We start from the raw sequence: 20,433 nt of genomic DNA, 5'->3' as shown, positions 1-20,433 counted from the left end.
TGTACTGTCCGCGCTCTTCAAAGATAGTCTTTATAGAAGACTCGATCTTGGTGACAAGCAGAATACCCAGAGGACGTTTGCTACTGATAATGTTGAGCTGAATGCACTTTCCACGTACGGCATTGGGGAGTTGAATCTGAACCCATGCGCCATTTGGCACGGCCACTTCCATGTAGTCGCCTTTGCCCAGATAACGTTGCTCATAAACAACCGTGCTTTTGACAAACACTTGAGGGCTTAGCTGGATTTCCAATAGAGAGCGCTTTTCCTCGATGCGTCCTTCAGGATTATCTGCATGGCGAAACTCTATGGAGCGTGACCAGCAGCACTTTTTCAACCACCAACCAATACTGTCTTTCTTGAAATAGTTCAAGGCCAGGCACGCGAGTAAATAAATTGCGCCCACGACAAAAAGCCCCACCGCAAACCATGGATTCATTACAAAGAATTTTACTTTGCTGAATATGTTTAAACCCGACAATACGTACAGTGCACCGCCAAAGCCTGTGCCAAGTACAGCAAACTTCTTTATTGTTATTGCCATCCGCTCTTCTGAAGTTTTAGCGCTGTCGTGATCGTCGAGCAGATCCACAAACTCCAACACCGCCGCTACCACCGCAAACGCTCCCAAAGCCACCACCGTGCTCCTGAACCCGCGAATCGCATCTCCCCAAGCGTTGTTTCCCTGAGCTTTCCAGTAGGCGGAAGAGCGATCCAGAATGCCTATGCTTTTGCCGTCGATCAGCACCGGCGTCGCATTCTTGATCACCGCCCACGGCGCTTCGACAAAAACAGCCATCAACAGATTGAAGCTGTAACCCAGGCTGTAACCGACCTTGACGATATCCTTGCCGCTGAAGTCGCCATCGCGGGTCAGGTCTTCATAGAGGAATGCGGTGTTGATGAAGTTGAGCAGGATGACGCCCCAGGTGATCCCGGCTCCGAAACCACCTAAACGCTCGCTCCAGGCTTTGGCGCGGGTATGCCAGTCCTTGGCGACGTCCAGGCCGGACTTGAAGAAGGCGCGGATTTCGTCCTGCAGCAGTTGGGCGTACTGGTTGTTCTGAAAGTCCAGCAGGCCCGGGATTTTCAGTTCGTGCAGGCGCAACGCTTCCAGTTGTGATTGCAGCAGGCGGACCAGGTTTCGGCGTTCGCGAGGATGGTGCGGGTAGAGCCAGTTAAAGCGGGTGTCGTCGATCTGTTTGGTGAGCAGCCACCATTCGCGTTTCCACTGCTTGAGTCGGGAGGCGATTTGTTCGTTGATGCGGATCATTTCCGGCGTATTGGCCAGAATCTGGCCAATCATGAAGTTGCGGATCAAGGCCGCGAGGTTCTGGCCCTTGCCCAGCGCCAGACGGCTGTCGACCGGCACCCAGGCCAGCAGCATGTTTTCGGATATCGTTTTGCCTGCCCCGCTCGCCAGTTCGCGCAGGGCCTTGAAGGTGTCCTGCACCGGCTGTTTCAGCTTTTTCATCCAGGCCGCGTCGGCGAAACCCTGATGGTTGAGCGCGGCGTTGAGTTCGCCAGCGCGGGTGGCCAGGTTGGTGAAGTCGCCAATGCCGTTGAGCAGGGCGTTGGCTTCCTGATGCAGGGCTTCCTTGAGGGCGGGAGAGAATCCATAACGCATGGTCCCGAACAGGCTACCGCCTCTGGCTTCCTGCTTGGCCAGCCAGGCACTGGCCTGTTGATCCTGGCCATAGACCATCAGCAAGTCGGTCATGACGGTTTGCAGGTACAGCAGGGTTTTCGGGTTGGCTGTGTCGATGAACAGCCTGAGCGAGAGCTGACGCAAGGTGTAGCTGCGGGTCTTGAGTCGTGGCAGTGGGCTCCACTAGCCACGGGCGGGCAAGGGCTTGAGCTGTGCGGGTTCGACATCGTAGCGCGAACGGTCCAGGGCATAACGCACCGGGACAATCGCGATGTCCGCCGTCTTGAGCGAACAGGCACAGGTGGCAGAAGACGGAGACTTGTCGAAGCGCGCCCCACGCCGTTCTTGCAGGGTGCCGTGTTTCTTAGTCATGGGACGCACCGTTGCGTGCGTCTTCAGCGGATACCTGGAGGTGAAGAGTGATGAAGCGAGGAGCCTGGTAAACGAGCATGAACATCCCTTGTTCCCTGATGGTTGCCGAGCGACTTCGCTCGGACGTGGGAACGGTCTGTATCAAGAGTCATGCCTGTTAATTTTTCTAAATATAAATCAATAGTTTAAATTTAAAACCCATAAAAACTGGTTATTTTTCATACAAAACTCCCGAAAAAGTGCGCAAGCCCGTGCGCACCTGCGCAATATCTTGCGCAGCTGGTCGAAAAGCCCTGTTCATAAGGCTTGGCGGCGGTTACAGGGGTGTTTTATCAAGGATGGGGTGCGCAGATATTTGCGCATCAAGGCTTAATGCCTGCGCTCATCAAAAAGCTCGATGCCTGGAGCATCGAGCTTTTTGAGCGTGCGTTAGAAAACCAGCTTGAACAGCGCAATGACCACGATCAAACCAATCAGGAAAATGATGCCGACGGTGCCACCCAAAAACTTGAGCATTTGGTATCTCCATAAATGAATGCCTCAAATTAGGGACCTCGGTGTTCGGCAGTCGTTTCTTATATTTTTTACATATCAGGCCAACGGCGGGTTATCCAAAATCCGATAAAACTTTCTCCGCATTCATTACTCACACCTATTGATGATCTCGCCGAGCCCTTCACCAAGAGCGGGACGCATACCTGATGAACCATGGAGATAAATCATGATTTCTGCACCCCAGCTATCCGATGTCAGCAGCCTGCGTGAACGTGCCCGCCACAACGTTGAGAACGGTGCCGTCACCGAAGGGTATAGCGCGGACCGGGAAACCATCCTGCGTTTGCTCAATGAGTCGCTAGCGACCGAGCTGGTCTGCGTACTGCGCTACAAACGTCACTACTTCATGGCGAACGGGCTGAAGGCGAGCCTGGCGGCAGACGAGTTTCTGGAGCATGCGCAGCAGGAAGCCGAGCACGCCGACAAACTGGCTGAGCGTATTGTGCAGCTGGGCGGCGAGCCGGAGTTCAACCCGGACACCCTGTCGAAGAACTCTCATGCCCAATACGTTGCAGGCAAGACCCTCAAGGAAATGGTCTATGAGGATCTGGTTGCCGAGCGCATTGCCATCGACAGCTACCGTGAAATCATTCAATACATCGGCGAATCGGACCCGACTACCCGTCGCATCTTCGAAGACATCCTGGCCCAGGAAGAAGAGCATGCGGATGACATGGCCGATATCCTGAACGACCTGTAAATCTTCAAAACACCGTCGCGAGCAAGTTCCCTCCCACGATCTGTGGGAGGGAGCTTGCTCGCGACAGGTCAGGTGAAGTATCAGTTTCACTTCACGGTCTTGGGTGCCTTGCCCGCCCTCATCTGCTCCAGCAATGGCCCGCACTGATTCGGTGTGCTGTCGCCAGTGGCGACCAGTGCCAGCAGCCCCGCCGCAGGACCGACCGTAGCGCCCAGCAACACCATGCCCGCTCCGCGCAACAGCAATGGGCCTGATTGCACGCCGGCATTGGGGCTGGCGAACGGGCCATTCACATAGAGTGGCGAACGCAGCGAGAACACCCTGAAGCCCTTGGACTCGGGGTTGATCTTCAGGTCCAGTTGTTCGGTCTTGAAGTTTGCGGTGCCGTCGATGTAGATGATTGCGTTCTCGGTATCGAACACGAACAGGCGGCTGGTGGCCAGACCGTCCTTGATGCCGAAGTCTGACGCGGCGCAGTTGATCTTCACGTCCTTGTCGCCGAACAGTTTGCCGACCACGTAGTTACCTACATTGAGCCCCGCGATTTCCATCAGGCCCTGGCTGATGGCTCCGTCGTTGACCAACATCTTCAAGTCGCCATTGGCCGTGCCCAACAGAGCCGCAACCGAGTTGCCACGGCCGCTGATATCGGCATCACCATTGAGCTCGCCGAAGCTGGTTTTCATGGGCTCGAAAGTCGGAAACAACTGCTTGAGCTTGAAGTTACGCGCCGACAGCCTGGCCCGGCCCTGCAACGGCTGGGTGCGGCCATCAAGACGGATTTCGGCATCCAGCTTGCCACCCGCCACACCAAAGCGCAGCGGCTGAAGGCTCAACTGGCCGTCATTGAGTAACAGATGCGTATACAGGTCTGTAAAGGGCAAGTCCGGGCTCTGTACGATGCGCTTGCCGGTGAACTCCACATCGGCATCCATCGCCCGCCAGCGGTCGGTCTGAAACTCTTCCACGGGCAGGACCTTGCCCTTGGGCTGTTTGCTCTCGCCACCGCGTTTTTTCTGCGCGGCATTGGAGTCAGCGCCAATCAGAGGCGCAAGGTCGCTGAACAGCAACTGGTTGGAAACCAATACCCCACTGAGCCTGGGCCGTGGCTGACTGGCCACAAAACTCAGGTCGCCATGAATATCGCTGCTGCCGATCTTGCCGTTGAAGCCTTCGTAGCGGAAATTCGCTCCGGCAGCGTCGTGCAGTTTGGCGATCAAACGGCCATCCGTGGAATAGGGTGGAGAGTCCGGCAAGGCAACACCGGTCAATGGATAGAGGTGGCTCAGGCTTGTGCCGGACAGTTTCAGACGCAGGTCAAGCGCGCCAAGATTCTGTGGATCGGTCAGGGTGCCGGCAATTGCAATCTGCGTATCGCCGATCTTCAAGTCAGCCTGCACCGGGAAAGGTTGCGTGGCGTCCTTCAAGGCCAGCAAACCGCCGACCTTGCCCGTACCGCTCAACTTCTGCTCGTGATACTGCCCCTTGACCGACAGACCAAAGGCATAATCCTGCGGGACAGCACCCTTCTCCTGAGCCTTCTTCACCTCTTTGCTGCCGACGATGTCACCGAAAGGGATCGGCTTGCCCAGCATGTCGATCACCAGATCCAGCTGGGTCTTCAAGGTCTGGTCATTGAAGCTGACCAGCCCTTTGTCGAACTTGATCGCGCCGATATCCAGTACCCAGCTGGAGGGCTCAGCATCGGGGTCGGACTTGGGCAGATCGAATACCCAGTTGGCGCGACCATCGGCCAGACGCTCAAGCTTCGCTTCGGGACCGGTCAGGTCGATACGCGGAATCACAACCTCCTGCACCAGCAAAGGCAGCAGGGCAAGACGAAACTCGACTTGCTTGAGCGTGACCATGTGCGGGGTTTTCGACCACTCGGGGTTGCCCAGGCTCAAGTCCTGAGCCACGAAATGCGGCCATGGAATCCAGGCGCGCCAGCCACCGGACTCCGGCTCTCGCTGCCAGAGGACAGCAAGATCCCCGTTGATGGCGAACGGTCGATGCAGCGCTTCGCTGACTTTTTCGTTGAGTGTTGGCTTGATGCGGTTCCAATCGAAGGTGGCGATCACAATGACCAGTACGGCAAGCACCAATAACAACGTGGCACCTGTCCAGGCGAAAATCTTGCGGCTGCGCGTCATTGCACGACACTCCAAAAACCAGCGCCCCGGCCATGGTGCGCTGAATACGACATGTTCCTTCGACTGACAAAAGCGCCGAGGGTTTGCTCTGATAGGTAAATGGCCCAACAGGTTCCATTAAAGAAAAAGGTAGCTGCCTCGTACCATCCCATCAAAAGCCTTTCGACGCATGCAAAGCTCATTTGCTAGAGTGCAGCACAGTCTAACCGCAGAAATGTTTACCTCATGCTGCCCCGCGCCGAACAGAAACAACTGACCCGAAGAGCCTTGCTGGACGCCGCACACCAGTTGATGGAAAGCGGGCGCGGTTTCGCCAGTCTGAGCCTGCGGGAAGTCGCGCGCACGGCAGGCATCGTGCCGACCGGTTTCTATCGTCATTTCGAAGACATGGACCAGTTGGGGTTGGCGCTGGTCAGTGAAGTGGGCCAGACCTTTCGTGAAACCATTCGCTTGGTGCGCCATAACGAACTGGTCATGGGCGGTCTGATTCATGCGTCGGTGCAGATCTTTCTCGATCAGGTGGCGGCCAACCGTTCACAGTTCCTGTTTCTGGCCCGCGAGCAATATGGCGGCTCCCTCAAGGTGCGTCAGGCTCTGGGTGCCTTGCGCGAAGGCATCAGCGCCGACCTGACGACCGATCTGGCAAAAATGCCCAAGTGGAAGCACCTCGATGTCAAAGCTCTATCGGTGATCGCCGACCTGGTTGTCAAAAGCGTATTCGCCATGCTGCCAGAGCTGATCGACCCGCCTTCGGCCACGCTCGCGGCCCACCTCACGCCCCAGGCCAAGATTACCCAGCAACTGCGATTCATCTTCATGGGCGCCAAGCACTGGAAAGGCCTTGGCAGCCATGACTGATGTTTCCGTCAGAAAAATCGCACCAGCGTGATACACAAACAAACCGCCGCACCATAATTGCGCACTTAATTGACGCTTTTCTGGTCAGCCCTCCAATAGCTCCCGTCTTTTTTCGATTTCTGCACTGTTGGCAAGCCCCTTGCTCTGATTTGAAGCATCGCAATTAGCTGGAAGCTTTCTGATGCTGGTGATTCATAAACGAATCGAGCCCCAACCCGAATGGGCCGCAGAACTGCATTTGAATTTCGAGGCACGTAGCAAAAGTCGCCTGCGCTGCTTCAGTGCCGAGAACGAAGACGTAGGATTATTCTTGCAACGCGGACAGCCGCCTCTTCATGACGGCGAATTCCTGCAAGCCGAAGATGGTCGCATCGTGCGTGTCTGCGCACGCCCGGAGCAGTTGTTGCACGTCACCTGCAACAGCACCTTTGAACTGACCCGCGCGGCCTATCACCTGGGCAACCGCCACGTTGCTCTGCAAGTGGGCGACGGCTGGCTGCGCCTGCTCGACGACTACGTGCTCAAGGCCATGCTCGACCAGCTCGGAGCAACGACAGAAACCATCGAGGCGCCCTTCCAGCCGGAGCACGGAGCTTATGGAGGCGGTCATCACCATTCACGCGCCGGTGAAGAAGACTTCAATTACGCGCCGCGCCTGCACCAGTTCGGCGTGCGCAAGTGAACCGCGCCTGGGCGCTTTTGCGTCTGGCCAGCCCTCAGCTTCCGATTGGCGGCTACAGCTATTCGCAAGGGCTGGAAATGGCCGTGGAGCAATCCATCGTGGTCGATCCGCAAACCGCTGCCCGCTGGATCGGCGATCAGTTGCTGTTCAACCTCGCCCGCTTCGAGGCTCCCTTGATGCTCGCCCACTGTACGGCGGCCGCCGAGGAAGATTGGGGCCAGTTGCTGCAACTGAGCGAACAGCATCGCGCCAGCCGGGAAACCCGTGAGCTGCATCTGGAAAGCCGTCAGATGGGCTACTCCCTGCAACAGTTGCTCAACGGGCTGCCGGAGCTGGATCGCCCTGCCCGCCGTTTTCTGGAACAGACCGGCGAACCGCATCTGGCCCTCGGCTGGGCGCTCGCGGCACGGGCCTGGCAGATCAACCCACAGGACGCGCTGGCAGCCTGGCTGTGGAGCTGGCTGGAAAACCAGCTGGCGGTACTGATGAAAACCTTGCCACTGGGCCAGCAAGCCGCACAACGCCTGACCAGTGAACTGCTGCCCTTGTTGCAGCAGGCCCAACAAAACGCCACGGCTCAAGACATCCAGCACATCGGCAGCGCCGCCTTCGGCCTGTCACTGGCGAGCATGGCCCATGAACGTCAATACAGCCGGTTGTTCCGGTCCTAGCATCCATGGAGAACTCAATGAACAGCCAACCTCTGCGTGTCGGTATCGGTGGCCCGGTCGGTTCCGGCAAGACCGCACTGACTCTGGCTCTGTGCCTTGCCTTGCGTGAGCGCTACAACCTGGCAGTCGTGACCAACGACATCTATACCCGTGAAGATGCCGACTTTCTGGTGCGTAACGAAGCTCTGGCCCCGGAACGCATCATTGGCGTGGAAACCGGCGGCTGCCCGCACACGGCGATTCGCGAAGACGCCTCCATCAACCTGGAAGCCGTTGACCAGCTCAACCGCCGCTTCGAGGGGCTGGACCTGATCATTGTCGAGTCCGGTGGCGACAACCTGTCGGCGACCTTCAGCCCGGAGCTGTCGGACCTGACGATTTATGTGATCGACGTTTCGGCTGGCGACAAGCTGCCGCGCAAGGGTGGCCCCGGCATCTGCAAATCCGACCTGCTGGTGATCAACAAGATCGACCTGGCACCACTGGTGGGTGCCTCGCTGGAAATGATGGATCGCGATACCAGGAAGATGCGTGGCGATAAGCCTTTCGTGTTCAGCAATCAGAAAACCGGCCAGGGTCTGGAAGAGATCATTGCCATTATCGAGCGCCAGGGTCTGCTGACGATCAACGCCTGAATTCAAACCTCCAAGGAAACCTGTTCATGAACTACAAAAAAGCCCTCGGTGCCCTCGCCTTGCTGCTAACCCCGACCCTCGCTCTGGCGCACCCAGGCCATGGCGATAACGGCCTGATCGCGGGCCTCGGCCATCCGGTCGGTGGCCTGGATCACCTGCTGGCCATGCTGGCGGTCGGTTTGTGGGCCGCGCAACAACAAGGCGCCGCCCGCTGGGCACTGCCTTGCACCTTCGTGGGCACCATGCTGATCGGTGGCCTGCTGGGCTTCGCTGGCCTGGAACTGCCTGCGCTGGAAAGCGGCATCTCGGCTTCAGTACTGGCGCTGGGCCTGGCCGTAGCGCTGGCTGTACGTCCGCCGCTGGCCCTGGCCGTTGTGGCCACGGCAGTGTTTGCGATGTTCCATGGCGTGGCCCATGGTCTTGAGCTGCCGGACATGTCTAGCCCATGGGCTTATGCGGCCGGTTTCGTGGTAGCAACGGCTGCATTGCATGCGGCTGGCTATGCAGTGGTGCGCGTACTGCCTCGGGCTGCTGCGCCGCTGGTAAGGATTGCAGGTGCGGCTTCGGCGGCAACCGGTGTCTGGTTGCTGGCAGGCTGACAGGGGTTCTGTGGGAGCGAATTCATTCGCGAAAGGACAATTCGCGAATAAATTCGCTCCTACATCAATGCACCGTTAGCATGACGACTTGTTTTCTGTGGAAACGGTCATGCCTGATATCCAGCGACTTGTGCTGCCCAATGGCTTGAACGTGGTGCTGTGTCATGCGCCACGGCTCAAGCGTTGTGCGGCGTCGCTTCGGGTTGCGGCCGGTAGCCATGATGTTCCCCAGGCGTGGCCTGGGCTGGCGCACTTTCTGGAGCATCTGTTTTTTCTGGGCACCGAGCGATTCGCTGCCGATCAGAACCTCATGGCATTCGTGCAGCGCCATGGCGGGCAGATCAATGCCAGCACTCGCGAACGCACCACTGACTTCTTCTTTGAACTGCCCCCAACAGCATTCGCCCAAGGTCTGGAACGTCTTTGCGATATGCTCGCTCACCCGCGTATGGCCATGCCCGATCAGTTGCGCGAGCGTGAGGTGCTGCATGCCGAGTTCATCGCCTGGGTTCAGGATGCCAAGGCCCGTCAGCAGATCCACCTGCTGGAGCCCATCAACCCGCAGCACCCGCTGCGTGGTTTTCATGCAGGCAATCGTTACAGCCTTTCAGTGCCCAACCCGGCCTTTCAGCAGGCGCTTCAGGGGTTTTATCAGTGTTTCTATCAAGCCGGGCAGATGACCTTATGCCTGAGCGGCCCTCAATCGCTGGCTGAACTGACGGCACTGGCAACAGAGCACGGCGCAAGCTTTCGGGCAGGTCGCAAAGTCATGCAGCAAAAGCCGCCGCCCTTGATCGACAAACAACCTGATTGTCAGGCGCCAAGCGTGCATCTGCTGTTTGCCTGCGAAGGCTTACCCGAACATGCAGAAGAGGCTGTCGCATTTTTCTGCCACTGGCTGATGGCGCCACAAACTGGCGGGCTGGTTGCCGAGCTGGCCGGGCAAGGACTTATCGAGTCGCTCAAGGCTGCGCCTCTTTATCAGTTCGCGGGGCAATTGCTGCTCGATATCGACTGCACGGGAGCAGATCCTCATTCGTCCAGCACGATAGCCACGCTGTTTTTCGACTGGCTTGCCTTCTTCAAGGTCCACGGGCCTGCCTTGGCTGATGAATACCGCAACCTGCAACAACGGCGTCTGCAAACCTGTGGTGCGCTGGATCTGGCGCATCATTTCTGCCGCAATGCGCCCGGGCAAGACCTCCTGGCACTGAACGCCGTGCTCGATCAGTTAACGCCGGAAACCCTACTCACTGCGCGACCTGTGGATAACCAGCCCTGTGGACAAGTCGAGTGGTGCCTGCCTTCAAGCAACCCTTTCCTGCTGCCCGTAAGCACTGGCAGCGGTGAAGCGGCATTTTTTCTGCGATGGCAATTGCAGACAGCTCAGCCCCAATTGTGGCGAATACTCAATGGCGGCCTGCAGAACCTGATCGAACAAGCCAGGCAAGCCGGTGTGGCACTGTCTTTCAGCGCTTACGGCAATTACTGGGAACTCAAACTGACCGGTATTCATGAACCGATGGCGGCCATCGTCGAGCACGCCCGGCAGTTATTGCAGCACACGGCCCCACGCCATGTTCAGGCGACTAGTGAGCCCGCGCTGATTCCGATTCGTCAGCTACTCAAAGTGCTTCCCGATCATTTCCTGAATAAGGCTCGGGGGCAAATCAGCGATGATATTCAAGCGGTCTGGGCCAGTTCACGCTGGATCAGCTTTGCCAGCGGCCTGCCAGCACACAGCCAGTCGCTTTTAAATGCGGCCTTGCTGAATATGCCCGGCACCGCGGATGAGCCATTGCCTGACGCGCCGTCGGCCACACCCGGCAAGCGCTGGCAAACGCAATCATCTGGCTCATCGGAAGACGCGGTACTGGTGTTCTGCACCGCACCCGGCTTATCCACCGAAGATGACGCCGTGTGGCGCATGCTCGCACACTTGATACAGGCACCTTTCTATCAACGCCTGCGGGTCGACCTGCAACTGGGTTATGCGGTCTTCAGCGGGCTACGCCAGATTGCGGGGCGCAGCGGACTGCTGTTCGGGGTTCAATCACCGACATGCAGCGCCGGGCAACTTGTTCAGCACATCGAGACACTCATCAATGCGCTGCCAAGCCTGATCCAGAACGCCGATATTCCAGCGCTGCGTCAGACTCTGGCCGAGCAGTTCGATATGACGGCAATGCCTCATGAACAAACAGCAGAGTTGCTCTGGCAGGCCCGCCTTGCCGGACGTGATGGCGACTGCCTTGAAGCCTTGCGGAAAACGCTGTTACATCTGGAAAAACACTCGTTACTCACTGCCGCCGATCAGTTGAAGGATGCCCGCGCAGGGTGGCTCATCCTGTCCAACCGCCCGGTTCCTGAGGCCTGGCCGGGTAACAGCACTTCATGACAGGCATCTTTCATGTAATTCCCGCCCTGCCAAATGGCTAAATTGAGTAAGATAGCTTCCTAAGCATCTGAACGTATGCACATGCGAACGCACTAAGATGTAGTCACCAACCGCTGCAATCATTCTGAAGGAGCTCTCCCATGTGGACCAAACCTGCTTACACTGATCTGCGTATCGGCTTTGAAGTCACCATGTACTTCGCAAGCCGTTGATAGTCATGCGGTGCAAAGCCTCGGTTCGCCGGGGCTTTTTTTATTGGCCGGGCCATTTTTATTTCAGCGTTTCAGGTCACGCGGTATGGAGCTGATATGTACATCCAGATTCTAGGTTCAGCTGCTGGCGGTGGTTTCCCCCAGTGGAACTGCAATTGCGTCAATTGCGCAGGTTTTCGTGATGGCAGCCTTAACGCCAAGGCGCGCACCCAATCTTCCATCGCGGTCTCCGACGATGGCGTCAACTGGGTCCTGTGCAACGCATCGCCGGACATTCGGGCACAACTTCAAGGTTTCGCGCCGATGCAACCGGGCCGGGCACTGCGCGATACCGGCATCAGCGCCATCGTGTTGATGGACAGCCAGATCGATCACACGACCGGCCTGCTCAGCCTGCGCGAAGGTTGTCCGCATCAGGTCTGGTGTACCGATATGGTCCATGAAGACCTGAGCACCGGCTTCCCGCTATTTGAAATGCTCAAGCACTGGAATGGCGGCCTGACCTGGAACCGTATCGAGTTGCAAGGCAGCTTCGTCATTCCGGCCTGCCCGAACCTGCGTTTCACGCCGTTCCCGCTGCGCAGCGCTGCACCGCCGTACTCGCCGCACCGCTTCGACCCGCATCCTGGCGACAACATCGGCCTGATCGTCGAAGACCTGAGGACCAGCGGCAAACTGTTCTACGCACCCGGTCTGGGCAAGGTCGATGAGTCGCTGCTGGAAAAGATGCACGCGGCCGATTGCCTGCTGGTAGACGGTACATTGTGGGACGACGATGAAATGCAGCGCCGCGGCGTCGGCACCCGTACCGGCCGGGAAATGGGCCATCTGGCCCAGAACGGTCCCGGCGGCATGCTGGAAGTACTTGAAGGTTTTCCCGGCCAGCGAAAGGTGCTTATCCACATCAACAACACCAACCCAATCCTCGACGAAGACTCACCGGAACGCGCCGAACTGGTTCGCCGCAATGTCGAAGTAGCCTATGACGGCATGAGTATCGAACTTTAGGAGCCAAGATGAGCGAAGCTGCGCTGTCCCGTGCCGAATTTGAACAAGCCCTGCGCGCCAAAGGCGCCTACTACCATATTCATCACCCGTTCCACGTGGCGATGTATGAAGGCCGGGCGACTCGCGAACAGATTCAGGGCTGGGTCGCCAACCGCTTCTACTATCAGGTGAATATCCCGCTCAAGGATGCCGCGATTCTGGCCAACTGCCCGGACCGCGAGATCCGCCGCGAGTGGATTCAGCGCCTGCTCGACCACGACGGCGCGCCCGGTGAAGATGGCGGTATCGAAGCCTGGCTGCGTCTGGGCGAGGCCGTGGGGCTGGACCCGGACCAGTTGCGCTCGCAGGAGCTGGTGCTGCCGGGGGTTCGCTTCGCGGTGGATGCCTACGTGAACTTCGCCCGCCGCGCCAATTGGCAGGAAGCGGCCAGCAGTTCATTGACCGAACTTTTCGCGCCGCAGATCCACCAGTCGCGCCTGGACACCTGGCCGCAGCATTATCCGTGGATCGATCCGGCAGGCTATGAGTACTTTCGCACTCGCCTCGGTCAGGCACGTCGCGATGTGGAACATGGATTGGCGATTACACTTGAGTACTACACCACCCATGAAGGCCAGCAACGCATGCTGGAAATTCTACAGTTCAAACTCGACATTTTGTGGAGCATGCTGGACGCCATGAGCATGGCGTACGAGTTGCACCGCCCGCCTTATCACAGCGTCACCAACAAGAACGTATGGCATAAGGGAATCAGCCTATGAGATTCGATCGAGAATTAGTCCCCACCTGGCGTCAGGGTTATCGCTTCCAGTACGAAGAGGCGCAGAAGTGCCATGTGCTGCTGTATCCCGAAGGCATGATCCAGTTGAATGAAAGTGCGGGCTTGATAGGCGCTTTGGTGGACGGGCAGCGCAATGTGGCGCAGATCATCGCATCGCTGCAGGAACGCTTCCCGAACATTCCAGAGCTGGGCACCGATGTCGAAGACTTCATGAGCGTCGCTCATAAAGAAAGTTGGATCGACCTTGGCTGAGACAGAACAGAGCGTGATCATTCCGCCAACGCCACCTGTCGGGCTACCGCTGTGGCTGCTGGCGGAGTTGACCTATCGCTGCCCGTTGCAATGCCCGTATTGCTCCAACCCGCTGGATTTTGCCAAACAAGGCCAGGAGTTGAGCACCGAGCAGTGGTTCACGGTGATGCAACAGGCACGACAGATGGGCGCGGCACAGATCGGCTTTTCCGGCGGAGAGCCGCTGGTGCGCCAGGATCTGGCCGTGCTTATCGCCGAAGCCCGACGGTTGGGCTATTACACCAACCTGATTACCTCGGGGATCGGCCTCACCGAACAGAAGATCATCGATTTCAAGAAAGCGGGCCTGGACCATATCCAGATCAGCTTCCAGGCCAGCGACGAGCAGGTGAACAACATGCTCGCCGGCTCGAAAAAGGCCTTCGCACAAAAACTGGAAATGGCCCGTGCGGTGAAAAAACACGGCTACCCCATGGTGCTGAACTTCGTCACCCACCGGCACAATATCGACCGGATCGACAAGATCATCGAGCTTTGCCTGGCGCTGGAAGCCGACTTCGTGGAGCTGGCGACCTGTCAGTTCTATGGCTGGGCGCACCTGAACCGCGTAGGCCTGCTGCCGACCAAGGATCAACTGGTTCGCGCAGAAGCCATCACCAACCAGTACCGGGAAAAGCTGGCAGCCGAAAAACATCCGTGCAAGCTCATCTTCGTCACGCCTGACTACTACGAAGAACGCCCCAAGGCCTGCATGAACGGTTGGGGCAAGCTGTTCCTGACCGTGACCCCGGACGGCACCGCACTGCCCTGCCATGGCGCGCGTCAATTGCCGGTCCAGTTTCCCAACGTGCGCGACCACAGCATGCAACACATCTGGTACGACTCGTTCGGCTTCAATCGCTTTCGCGGTTACGAGTGGATGCCCGAGCCTTGCCGGTCCTGCGACGAGAAGGAAAAGGACTTCGGCGGCTGCCGTTGCCAGGCTTTCATGCTGACGGGCGATGCAGCCAATGCCGATCCGGTATGCAGTAAATCCCCGCATCACAAGCTGATTACCCAGGCTCGCGACGAAGCTGAAACAGCGACAAAAACCATCGAGCAGTTGGCCTTTCGCAATGAACGAAACTCACGCCTCATCGCAAAATCCTGATCTGTTCAGCGCCTCCCAGGCCGTTGCTGCAGGTGTCGACTTCGCCGAACTGGCCGCAAGCGCGGCCGGCCTGTTCTGGAGCGAATTTCGCCCACAGGATGCGGCCAGTCGTATCTGGCACTGGTCCGAAGGCCATGCCCGCTGCCTGACGCCCGACGGTTTCAGCGTCCGCAGTCGGGTGTACGAATACGGTGGAGGGGCATTCTGTATTGCCGACGATGCCGTCGTATTCGTCAATGAACGCGACCAACAGCTCTACCGGCAAGCACTGGACGCCAGCGCGCCCTTGCAGTTGACCCATGGCGACAAACGCTATGGAGCGGTGCGTTTCGCTGCCGGACAGATTCTTGCGGTCGAGGAAGATCATGCGATCCATCGTCTGGTGGCGATTGATCTGGCTGACGGAAAGCGCCATCTGCTGGCCGAAGGTGCGGACTTCTACTCATCACCCACTCTCGGCCCGGACGGGCAGCGACTGGCCTGGATTGAATGGCAACGCCCACATCAGCCCTGGACCAGTACGATGTTGATGTGTGCCGAACGGTTGAGCGATGGCTCCTGGTCGGCGGCGCGCTGCGTGGCAGGCGATAGTCCTGAGCAGGAATCGCTGCAACAACCTCAGTTCGATGCCCTGGGGCGTTTGTGCTGTCTGACGGATCGTGATGGTTTCTGGCAACCATGGGGCGAAACGCCTTCAGGCTTTGCGCCTTTTCCGGCCGCTGCTGCCGACCACTCACCAGCCCCCTGGCAACTGGGCGGTTGTACCTGGCTGCCAGTAGACAGCGGCTACCTTGCCAGTTGGTCCCAAGACGGCTTTGGCGTACTGGGCCTGCGTCACCCGAACGGTTCGGTCGAAGACTTCAGCGGTAATTACACCCGGTTTCGCAGCCTGGCCATTGATGAGCAATTCATCTATTGCATCGCGGCATCGGCAATCAGCCCCTCAGCGATACTGGCCATTTCGCGCCAGGACCGCAGCATGAAGGTGCTGGCAGGCGGTGTATCGCCATTGCCGCCCGAACACATCAGCTTGCCGCAATCCTTGTGCTACGCCAGTGGCGGGGCCGAAGCGTATGGCTACTTCTATCCGGCCATGGACGACACCGAAAAGCCGCCACTGGTGGTATTTATCCATGGCGGCCCCACCTCGGCCTGCTATCCGGTGCTGGACCCGCGCATACAGTACTGGACCCAACGCGGTTTCGCCGTCGCCGACCTCAACTATCGAGGCAGCACGGGCTATGGCCGCGACTATCGACAAAGCCTGCATTTGAACTGGGGTGTCGCGGATGTGGAGGACGCCTGCGCAGTCGTTGCGCATCTGGCGCAGCGAGGCTTGATCGACAAGGATCGGGCATTCATTCGTGGAGGAAGTTCGGGCGGCTATACGACGCTCTGCGCGCTGGCCTTCCACAAGGTCTTCCGTGCCGGGGCAAGCCTTTATGGCGTAAGCGACCCTATCGCCCTGGGCAAGGCGACTCACAAGTTCGAGGGTGATTATCTGGACTGGCTGATTGGCGACCCGGTCGAGGATATCGAACGCTATCAGGCCAGAACCCCTGTTCTACATGCCCAGCGCATCAGTGTGCCGGTCATTTTCTTTCAGGGAGAACTGGATGCGGTCGTGGTGCCTGAACAGACCCGCTCCATGCTCAAGGCCTTGCTGGACAATGGCATCCCGGCCAAGGCGCATTTCTACCCCGACGAACGCCATGGCTTTCGCAAAGCCGAGAACCTGGCTGATGCGCTGGAGGCTGAATGGCTGTTCTATCGGGATGTACTCCGCGAATGAATCCACTGCTATGGGAGCGAATTCATTCGCGAAGGCTCGTACACCTGAAGAAAATCTATCGCCTTGGATGACGCCTCGCGAATGAATTCGCTCCTACGAAAACTCCATTTAACGAATGGAAATCACTTACGAGTGGCGATGATGTACACCGCATGCACGATGCCCGGAATATAACCCAGCAGCGTCAACAGGATGTTCAGCCAGAAGGCACCACCGAAACCGACTTGCAGGAACACGCCCAGTGGTGGCAGCAGAATAGCGAAGATGATGCGAATGATGTCCATGGGCAAGCTCCTGATTAGATGACCTTTTACAGGCCTGGTAGCTAATCGACCCTGGGCATCGACAAGGGTTCCACGGGATCTGGCACACAGCCATTATAAAAATCGCAGGAACAAAGAAAACCCCGCCTAAGCGGGGCTTTCCAGACTGTTTCCCTGATATCCCTTTCGCCCCGCCATCCTGGCAGGAATCCCTTCGTGTCCCTGTTATGTCTTGTTGCGCATCCTGCGCTACGTCCATGGATTTAGAGTAACTTTGGATCCATTCTTATGGAAGAGGCAAAAAGCCAACACAACACGTAAGCAAATGCTTACAGACTACGACTTCAAAATTGTGACGCATCCATCAGGAACAATGATTCGCTGCCTGCGCGCACGCTGGCATTGAGGGAGTGGATACGCGGCAGCAAGCGAGCGAAGTAGAAACGTGCGGTGCCTAGCTTGCTGGCGTAGAAGTCTTCCTGCCCTTCCTTGCCCAGAGCAGCCTTGGCCATTCTGGCCCACATGTAGGCATAGGCGGTGTAACCGAACAGGTGCAGATACTCCACCGAAGCTGCGCCGATCTCGTTGGGGTTGGCTCGCGAGCGGTCAAGCACCCAGCGAGTGAGTTCATTCAGCATATCCAGCGCAGCACCCAGAGGCTTGGTGAATTCAGCCAGCGAGCTATCGGCTTCGTTGATGAACGCCTGCACTTCGTCGGCGAACAACTGATAGAACGCGCCGTTCGACCCGACAATCTTGCGGCCCACCAGATCCAGAGCCTGAATGCCATTGGTGCCTTCGTAGATCTGTGTGATGCGCACATCACGCACCAACTGCTCCTGGCCCCATTCACGGATGTAACCATGGCCACCGAATACTTGCTGGCCGTGAACCGTGGTTTCCAGGCCGATATCGGTCAGGAAGGCCTTGGCGACCGGAGTAAGCAGCGCGACCAGATCATCGGCGCGCTGACGAGCGGTATCGTCTTCGCTGAACTTGGCGATATCCAGTTGCAGGGCGACATAGCTGGAGAAAGCCCGGCCACCTTCGTTGAAGGCTTTCATCGTCAGCAGCATGCGGCGCACGTCCGGGTGAACAATGATCGGGTCAGCCACCTTGTCCTTGTTCTGCGCACCGGTGGGCGCACGGCTTTGCAGACGATCACGGGCATATTCCACAGCGTTCTGATAAGAACGTACGCCGGAAGCAAGCCCCTGAATACCGACACCCAGACGCTCGTAGTTCATCATGGTGAACATGGCCGCCAGGCCTTTATTGGGCTCGCCGATCAGATAGCCGACGGCATCATCGAAGTTCATCACGCAGGTGGCCGAAGCCTGGATACCCATCTTGTGCTCGATGGAGCCGCAACTGACCGTATTGCGCTCACCCAGGCTGCCATCCTCGTTGACCATGAACTTGGGCACCAGGAACAGCGAAATACCTTTAGGGCCTGCTGGCGCATCGGGCAGCTTGGCGAGGACCAGATGGATGATGTTCTCGGTCAGGTCGTGCTCGCCACCGGTGATGAACACTTTGCTGCCGGTAATCTTGTAGGAATTGTCTGCTTGAGGAACGGCCTTGGTGCGGATGATGCCAAGGTCGGTACCGGCATGGGCTTCGGTCAGGCACATCGAGCCGCACCAGATACCTGCATACATGTTCGGCAGGTAAATCGCCTTGAGCTCTTCGGTCGCGTGGGTATTGATCGATACACAGGCGCCTGTGGTCAGCATCGGGTACAGGCCGAACGCCAGGCTGCCGGAGTTGAGCATTTCCTCGACCTGCGCCGACACCACCTTGGGCATGCCCATGCCGCCAAAATCCGGGTTACCGCCAACGCCCACCCAACCGCCTTCGGCGTAGGTCCGATAGGCTTCAGGGAAACCTGCAGGCGTGGTGACGACAGTGTCCTTCCAGTGGCAGCCCTCTTCGTCGCCATTACGGCTGAGCGGGGCGATAGTTTTGCTGCAGACCTTGCTCGCTTCTTCGAGGATCGCATCGACCGTCTCGACATCGACAGTTTCTGCAAGCGCCGGCAATTGAGCCCAGAGTCTGGAAACCTCGAACACTTCATTGAGGACGAAACGCATATCGCGCAACGGCGCTTTGTAGTCAGCCATGGCAAACCTCACAAGCAGGGAGCAAGAAAACCTGAAAGAAGATCCAGACACGCTACGTGCCCGAATCAGGTGGCAATGTCCAAGAGTCTAACCGAACAACGTTTCAGAGACATAGGGTCATGGTGTGACCAAAATACAAATTAAAGTCACAAACATATTCGACAGACGAAACGACACGGCGCTGCATGACAGGCAGCGCCGTTCAATGACAGCAATTCCACTTTAGCTGACAGCTTCAGCGGTACGCACCGCTCCGCGCCTGTTCTGCTGACCATGGGCAATGACACAGTTGCGCCCTGCCCCTTTGGCGGCATACAGCGCCTGGTCAGCAGCCTTGAGGACTTCTTCGGGGGTCCGATGCTCCGGCTGGCGTTCGGCAACACCAATACTCACCGTCACCGAGACACTGTTCGACGCTGTAGCACCCCGTTTTTGCCGGCCTTGCTGGTCGTCCTTCGGGCGACTGTCCTTGTTGCGCAACAGGATTTCGTAATTGGCGATGCTCTCGCGGATGGCTTCCAGATGAGGCAGGCACTCTTCAAGCGTCTTGCCAGCAAAGACGATGGCAAACTCTTCACCGCCATAACGATAGGCCCTGCCACCGCCGTTGGTGATTTTCGACAGCTTGCTGGCCACCAGACGCAGCACCTGGTCGCCGACATCGTGGCCATGGGTGTCGTTGAATTTCTTGAAGTGATCGACGTCACTCATCGCCAGCACGTAATTGCGCCCCAGCCGCTGCATGCGCTCATTGAGTGCCCGACGCCCCGGCAACCCGGTGAGCTCGTCGCGGAACGCCATTTGATAGGCTTCATGGGCAACCGCTGCGGCAATCATCAGCATCACCTGGCTGCACATGATATTCAGGGTGAACGGCAGGATGAAGGTCTTGGGCAATGCCCAGAAAAGCCCCAGCAACCCGACGATCTGTGCCGCATGCAAGGGCCGTGGCTTTTCCAGGTATTGCCAGATCAACAGGCCGAACGAGCCCAGAAACATCGCATACGACAGCTGTATCAGGCTCATCCAGGAGCCATGCAATGCAGGCCAGCGGATATCCGCCAGCCAGGTCTGCACTTCGGCGGGATAGCTTTGCTCAAGCCCGAACGCAACGCTGCCCACGGCGACCAGTACCGCAATACGTGCCACCAGGTCCTGGAACAGATGGGTACGCTCTTCCCATGCCGCATACAGCCCGAACAATACCGGCAGTAGCAGGCACACAAGATGGAAAACCACGGCAGCATCCTCGCGGACCTTGCCATGATCGCGGTAGTAATCGGTCTGAGTATCGAGCAGGAAGTAGGCGATATAGACGGTGATCATCAGAAACAGCTCACGCTGACGTCGATAAACACCGCAATAGGCACCGCCCAGCAACAGGACCAACGTCGGCAGCACGTTGAACAGGGAGGTGAAGAATACGTTCAGGTCCTTGACGTAAGCAGCCGCAAGTCCTGCAAACAACAACGCTGCAGAAGGAAGAAAATGACTCAATCGTGCAGCAGATGGACGCAACAAGGGAAATGTCTCCTACTCGGCATCGGAGTGAATATCTGGAGTAATGGCATTGTGCCTTTA

19 protein-coding genes and 1 pseudogene are annotated in these 20,433 nt (G+C 57.8%); 13 read left to right on the top strand and 7 right to left on the bottom strand.

The features are described from left to right. Positions 1–109: 109 nt before the first annotated feature. From Q6A51_RS10585 to Q6A51_RS27720, 3 genes and pseudogenes are all read right to left on the bottom strand, one after another. Positions 110–1,555: pseudogene (locus Q6A51_RS10585) on the bottom strand (hypothetical protein); the annotation flags it as partial. Between the two features lie 276 nt (positions 1,556–1,831). Further along, on the bottom strand, positions 1,832–2,020 hold the full coding sequence (locus Q6A51_RS10580; RefSeq protein ID WP_304574758.1) for a hypothetical protein: 189 nt from the start codon (positions 2,018–2,020) through the stop codon (positions 1,832–1,834). A 429-nt stretch (positions 2,021–2,449) separates the two neighbouring features. Further along, a complete protein-coding gene (locus Q6A51_RS27720) occupies positions 2,450–2,536 on the bottom strand; it encodes a small membrane protein YohP (RefSeq protein WP_442963079.1) in 87 nt (28 codons plus the stop codon). A gap of 205 nt (positions 2,537–2,741) precedes the next feature. On the opposite strand from Q6A51_RS27720, the gene Q6A51_RS10570 reads away from it, so the two are divergent. Beyond that, positions 2,742–3,275, top strand: a complete 534-nt coding sequence (locus Q6A51_RS10570; protein WP_374005033.1) for a ferritin-like domain-containing protein — start codon at positions 2,742–2,744, stop codon at positions 3,273–3,275. Between the two features lie 86 nt (positions 3,276–3,361). Here Q6A51_RS10570 and Q6A51_RS10565 read toward each other — a convergent pair whose 3' ends face one another. Next, on the bottom strand, positions 3,362–5,428 hold the full coding sequence (locus Q6A51_RS10565) for an AsmA family protein (RefSeq protein ID WP_304574757.1): 2,067 nt from the start codon (positions 5,426–5,428) through the stop codon (positions 3,362–3,364). A gap of 225 nt (positions 5,429–5,653) precedes the next feature. On the opposite strand from Q6A51_RS10565, the gene Q6A51_RS10560 reads away from it, so the two are divergent. From Q6A51_RS10560 to Q6A51_RS10505, 12 genes are all read left to right on the top strand, one after another. Next, positions 5,654–6,286, top strand: coding sequence for a TetR family transcriptional regulator (locus Q6A51_RS10560; RefSeq protein WP_201018816.1), 633 nt, complete (start codon positions 5,654–5,656; stop codon positions 6,284–6,286). Between the two features lie 181 nt (positions 6,287–6,467). After that, complete coding sequence (ureE, locus tag Q6A51_RS10555) at positions 6,468–6,968, top strand: urease accessory protein UreE (RefSeq protein ID WP_201005086.1); 501 nt, start codon at positions 6,468–6,470, stop codon at positions 6,966–6,968. Continuing rightward, on the top strand, positions 6,965–7,639 hold the full coding sequence (locus tag Q6A51_RS10550; protein WP_201018817.1) for an urease accessory protein UreF: 675 nt from the start codon (positions 6,965–6,967) through the stop codon (positions 7,637–7,639). Before ureE ends, Q6A51_RS10550 begins: the two co-directional genes overlap by 4 nt. Before the next feature lie 17 nt (positions 7,640–7,656). Then, on the top strand, positions 7,657–8,274 hold the full coding sequence (gene ureG, locus Q6A51_RS10545) for an urease accessory protein UreG (protein ID WP_201018818.1): 618 nt from the start codon (positions 7,657–7,659) through the stop codon (positions 8,272–8,274). Between the two features lie 26 nt (positions 8,275–8,300). Beyond that, the gene (locus Q6A51_RS10540) at positions 8,301–8,873 is read left to right on the top strand and encodes a HupE/UreJ family protein (RefSeq protein ID WP_201018819.1); all 573 of its coding nucleotides are present in this window, start codon (positions 8,301–8,303) and stop codon (positions 8,871–8,873) included. A 109-nt stretch (positions 8,874–8,982) separates the two neighbouring features. After that, positions 8,983–11,271, top strand: coding sequence for a pyrroloquinoline quinone biosynthesis protein PqqF (pqqF, locus tag Q6A51_RS10535; RefSeq protein ID WP_304574756.1), 2,289 nt, complete (start codon positions 8,983–8,985; stop codon positions 11,269–11,271). 140 nt (positions 11,272–11,411) lie between these two features. Continuing rightward, positions 11,412–11,483 (top strand): pyrroloquinoline quinone precursor peptide PqqA, encoded by a 72-nt coding sequence (pqqA, locus tag Q6A51_RS10530; protein ID WP_008365141.1) that lies wholly within the window; start codon positions 11,412–11,414, stop codon positions 11,481–11,483. 96 nt (positions 11,484–11,579) lie between these two features. Further along, a complete protein-coding gene (gene pqqB, locus Q6A51_RS10525; RefSeq protein ID WP_304574755.1) occupies positions 11,580–12,491 on the top strand; it encodes a pyrroloquinoline quinone biosynthesis protein PqqB in 912 nt (303 codons plus the stop codon). A gap of 8 nt (positions 12,492–12,499) precedes the next feature. Then, positions 12,500–13,252: a pyrroloquinoline-quinone synthase PqqC gene (pqqC, locus tag Q6A51_RS10520; protein WP_201018822.1), complete on the top strand. Its 753-nt coding sequence runs from the start codon at positions 12,500–12,502 to the stop codon at positions 13,250–13,252. Next, entirely contained in the window at positions 13,249–13,524 is a 276-nt protein-coding gene (gene pqqD, locus Q6A51_RS10515; RefSeq protein ID WP_201018823.1) for a pyrroloquinoline quinone biosynthesis peptide chaperone PqqD, read from the top strand. Before pqqC ends, pqqD begins: the two co-directional genes overlap by 4 nt. Continuing rightward, a complete protein-coding gene (pqqE, locus tag Q6A51_RS10510) occupies positions 13,517–14,674 on the top strand; it encodes a pyrroloquinoline quinone biosynthesis protein PqqE (RefSeq protein ID WP_374063421.1) in 1,158 nt (385 codons plus the stop codon). The genes pqqD and pqqE overlap by 8 nt, the downstream gene beginning before the upstream one ends. Beyond that, a complete protein-coding gene (locus Q6A51_RS10505; RefSeq protein ID WP_304574754.1) occupies positions 14,640–16,466 on the top strand; it encodes a S9 family peptidase in 1,827 nt (608 codons plus the stop codon). The genes pqqE and Q6A51_RS10505 overlap by 35 nt, the downstream gene beginning before the upstream one ends. Before the next feature lie 122 nt (positions 16,467–16,588). Here the strand turns inward: Q6A51_RS10505 and Q6A51_RS10500 are convergent, their stop codons facing one another. The 3 genes from Q6A51_RS10500 to Q6A51_RS10490 all read right to left on the bottom strand — a co-directional run bounded on the left by Q6A51_RS10500 (position 16,589) and on the right by Q6A51_RS10490 (position 20,373). Further along, on the bottom strand, positions 16,589–16,750 hold the full coding sequence (locus Q6A51_RS10500; RefSeq protein ID WP_201018825.1) for a YqaE/Pmp3 family membrane protein: 162 nt from the start codon (positions 16,748–16,750) through the stop codon (positions 16,589–16,591). A 323-nt stretch (positions 16,751–17,073) separates the two neighbouring features. Further along, on the bottom strand, positions 17,074–18,852 hold the full coding sequence (locus Q6A51_RS10495; RefSeq protein WP_304574753.1) for an acyl-CoA dehydrogenase C-terminal domain-containing protein: 1,779 nt from the start codon (positions 18,850–18,852) through the stop codon (positions 17,074–17,076). A gap of 222 nt (positions 18,853–19,074) precedes the next feature. Next, a complete protein-coding gene (locus Q6A51_RS10490) occupies positions 19,075–20,373 on the bottom strand; it encodes a GGDEF domain-containing protein (RefSeq protein ID WP_201018827.1) in 1,299 nt (432 codons plus the stop codon). Positions 20,374–20,433: the final 60 nt, after the last annotated feature.

Source organism: Pseudomonas serbiensis (assembly GCF_030580745.1).
GTDB classification, from domain to species: Bacteria; Pseudomonadota; Gammaproteobacteria; order Pseudomonadales; family Pseudomonadaceae; genus Aquipseudomonas; species Aquipseudomonas serbiensis.
Note: the sequence above shows the minus strand (reverse complement) of the source record. Positions and strands in the feature narration are given on the sequence as shown.

Bases quoted from the DNA above. Each gene is read 5' to 3' on its own strand.
- Q6A51_RS10495 (WP_304574753.1), bottom strand. From the start codon at position 18,852: ATGGCTGACTACAAAGCGCCGTTGCGCGATATGCGTTTCGTCCTCAAT.
- ureG (WP_201018818.1), top strand. From the start codon at position 7,657: ATGAACAGCCAACCTCTGCGTGTCGGTATCGGTGGCCCGGTCGGTTCC.
- Q6A51_RS10570 (WP_374005033.1), top strand. From the start codon at position 2,742: ATGATTTCTGCACCCCAGCTATCCGATGTCAGCAGCCTGCGTGAACGT.
- Q6A51_RS10580 (WP_304574758.1), bottom strand. From the start codon at position 2,020: ATGACTAAGAAACACGGCACCCTGCAAGAACGGCGTGGGGCGCGCTTC.
- Q6A51_RS10560 (WP_201018816.1), top strand. From the start codon at position 5,654: ATGCTGCCCCGCGCCGAACAGAAACAACTGACCCGAAGAGCCTTGCTG.
- Q6A51_RS10505 (WP_304574754.1), top strand. From the start codon at position 14,640: ATGAACGAAACTCACGCCTCATCGCAAAATCCTGATCTGTTCAGCGCC.
- Q6A51_RS27720 (WP_442963079.1), bottom strand. From the start codon at position 2,536: ATGCTCAAGTTTTTGGGTGGCACCGTCGGCATCATTTTCCTGATTGGT.
- Q6A51_RS10500 (WP_201018825.1), bottom strand. From the start codon at position 16,750: ATGGACATCATTCGCATCATCTTCGCTATTCTGCTGCCACCACTGGGC.
- ureE (WP_201005086.1), top strand. From the start codon at position 6,468: ATGCTGGTGATTCATAAACGAATCGAGCCCCAACCCGAATGGGCCGCA.
- Q6A51_RS10540 (WP_201018819.1), top strand. From the start codon at position 8,301: ATGAACTACAAAAAAGCCCTCGGTGCCCTCGCCTTGCTGCTAACCCCG.
- pqqB (WP_304574755.1), top strand. From the start codon at position 11,580: ATGTACATCCAGATTCTAGGTTCAGCTGCTGGCGGTGGTTTCCCCCAG.
- pqqF (WP_304574756.1), top strand. From the start codon at position 8,983: ATGCCTGATATCCAGCGACTTGTGCTGCCCAATGGCTTGAACGTGGTG.
- pqqC (WP_201018822.1), top strand. From the start codon at position 12,500: ATGAGCGAAGCTGCGCTGTCCCGTGCCGAATTTGAACAAGCCCTGCGC.
- pqqD (WP_201018823.1), top strand. From the start codon at position 13,249: ATGAGATTCGATCGAGAATTAGTCCCCACCTGGCGTCAGGGTTATCGC.
- Q6A51_RS10565 (WP_304574757.1), bottom strand. From the start codon at position 5,428: ATGACGCGCAGCCGCAAGATTTTCGCCTGGACAGGTGCCACGTTGTTA.